The following is a 2,322-nucleotide window of genomic DNA, read 5'->3' as shown; positions in this document are numbered from 1 at the left end:
CCAAGGGGCGGTATCGCCCTCCGCTACGCGGATAACTTCCAAGGGGCGGTATCGCCCTCCGCTACGCGGATAACTTCGGTCGGGTTAGTTCGTCACCAAAGGGTGACGAACTAACCGAATCTGGTATGACACCACATCTTTACGGAATGAAACATGCCCGAGTGCTTCAGCAGCATAGCCGTCCGGGGTTATGATTTTTCGAGTGGATTACTCGCCCCTTGCCGCGTTTTATCACCTGCAATACCAGCACTACACCGACGACCTCGAGTTCTACACCCGCCTGGCGCGCGATTACGGCGGCCCAGTGCTGGAACTCGGTGCCGGAACCGGGCGGGTTGCCAGGGCCCTGGCACGGCAGGGCGTGGAGGTATGGGCGCTGGAACCCGCCCAACAGATGCGCAAGTTGGGCGCCAGGCACACCCAGGGCCTGGGCGTAAAGTGGCTGGCCGGCGACATGCGCCAACTCAAGCTCAAACGGCAGTTTCCCCTGATCATCGCCCCCTTCAACGCCCTAATGCACCTCTATACCCTGGACGAGCAAGATGCCACGCTGGAAGGTGTTCAGGCCCACCTGGAAGCGGGCGGACGCTTTGCTTTCGACGTATACAACCCAGCCCATATTGGCCTGCAGGGGGTTTTACAGCACGAGGGTAGCTACGGCCAAACGGAGGTCTTTCTCCACCAGGAGCATCATCCCACCGCCCAGGCCCTCCTCACGCACTACCTGGTAGACACCCTTACGCCCACAGGAAACCTCAAGCGACAGCGCCACACCCTAACCCAGCGCTACTACACCCGCTACGAACTCGAGCGCTGGCTGAGGGCATTTGCCTTCGAGTACCGGCTTTTTGGTGGATTTCACAAAGAGCCCCTCACCCCCGAGAGCGCAGTTTTTGTGTTTGAGGCCTGGCACCGGAGGTAGTTTTTGTGCATCATTTCACGATAACTTGCTTGTGAAACATGTCTGCTTTATTTGAGGGCATGTTGGGGTTTTATGGTCTTGGCGTTAGCATACGGGCATGAAAATTGAAGCCGCCGAGCTCCGCTTAATCTCCCTGCCGCTCAAGTTCCGCTTCGAGACCTCCTTTGGCGTACAGACCATGCGCCACCTGATCGTTCTGACCCTGTATGGCGATGGCCTCGAGGGCTACGCCGAAACCGTGATGGAGTACACACCCCACTACCGCGAGGAAACCATTCCGGGGGCCTGGGCGCTTTTGGAAGAGCTGCTCATTCCCAAGGTGTTAGGTCAGGACTTCGCCAACCCCGAGCAGTTCTGGGCCGAGATTGCCGGCTTCCGAGGCAACAAGATGACCAAAGCCGCCCTCGAGATGGCCTTCTGGGATCTGTGGTGCAAGAGCCTGGGCCAGCCCATCTGGAAGGTGCTGGGGGGCGTGCGAACCGAGATTCCGGTGGGCATTAGCCTGGGTATCGAGCCGAGCCTCGAGGCCACCCTCGAGAAGGTAGGCAAAGGGCTGGCCGATGGCTACAAGCGCATCAAGCTGAAGATCAAGCCGGGCTGGGACGTAAAGCTGGCCCTGGCGGTGCGCGAAGCCTACCCCGAGGCCAACCTGACCGTGGACGCCAACTCGGCCTACAGCCTCAACCACATCTCCACCTTCAAGGCCCTGGACGCTGCCGGCCTCGACTACATCGAGCAGCCCCTGGCCTTCGACGACATCCTGGACCACGCCAAGCTGCAGGCGGCCATTTCCACTTCTATCTGCCTGGACGAGTCCATCACCTCGCCGGAGGACACCCGCAAGGCCTTAGAGATTGGGGCCGGACGGGTCATCAACCTGAAACCCGGGCGGGTAGGCGGCATCCTGGCCAGCCGCAAAGTCCACGACATTACCCAGAGCTACGGCCTCCCGGTCTGGATGGGCGGGATGCTGGAAGCCGGCATCGGCCGGGCCGCCAACATTCACGTGGCCACCCTGCCCATGTTCATCAAACCCGGCGATACCAGCAGCGCCAGCCGCTACTGGCAGGAGGACATCATCGAAGAGGCCCTCGAGGCCAAAAATGGCCTGATGCCCGTACCCCAGGGGCCGGGACTGGGTGTGACACCAAAGCGCGACTTCATCCAGAAACTGACCGAGAAATCGGCTTACATCAGCAAAAGCAGCCAGTAGCCTGTTATGAACCTGGTGATTCGCGAACTGCACGAACCCGAGGAGATAGCCGAAATTCCCCGGCTCGAGCAAGCCATCTGGAACGACCCCAGCGACATCCTTCGCAGCGGAACCCTGATGGCCCTAGTCCACGAAGGGGCCTTGCTGGCAGGGGCCTACCTTCACCCCCAATCCCCCAACCCCTTTC

2 protein-coding genes and 1 pseudogene are annotated in these 2,322 nt (G+C 60.4%); all 3 read left to right on the top strand.

What is annotated here, in order from left to right; genetic code table 11:
* The first annotated feature begins 190 nt into the window (after nt 1-190).
* The gene (locus tag Mhypo_RS17600; protein WP_119342509.1) at nt 191-922 is read left to right on the top strand and encodes a class I SAM-dependent methyltransferase; all 732 of its coding nucleotides are present in this window, start codon (nt 191-193) and stop codon (nt 920-922) included.
* Nucleotides 923-1,019: 97 nt separating this feature from the next.
* Entirely contained in the window at nt 1,020-2,135 is a 1,116-nt protein-coding gene (menC, locus tag Mhypo_RS17595) for an o-succinylbenzoate synthase (protein WP_119342508.1), read from the top strand.
* Between the two features lie 6 nt (nt 2,136-2,141).
* Nucleotides 2,142-2,322: pseudogene (locus Mhypo_RS17590) on the top strand (GNAT family N-acetyltransferase); the annotation flags it as partial.

Source organism: Meiothermus hypogaeus, assembly GCF_003574035.1.
Classification (GTDB): domain Bacteria; phylum Deinococcota; class Deinococci; order Deinococcales; family Thermaceae; genus Meiothermus; species Meiothermus hypogaeus.
This window is presented reverse-complemented; position numbering and strand designations above follow the sequence as displayed.

Bases quoted from the DNA above. Each gene is read 5' to 3' on its own strand.
- Mhypo_RS17600 (WP_119342509.1), top strand. From the start codon at position 191: ATGATTTTTCGAGTGGATTACTCGCCCCTTGCCGCGTTTTATCACCTG.
- menC (WP_119342508.1), top strand. From the start codon at position 1,020: ATGAAAATTGAAGCCGCCGAGCTCCGCTTAATCTCCCTGCCGCTCAAG.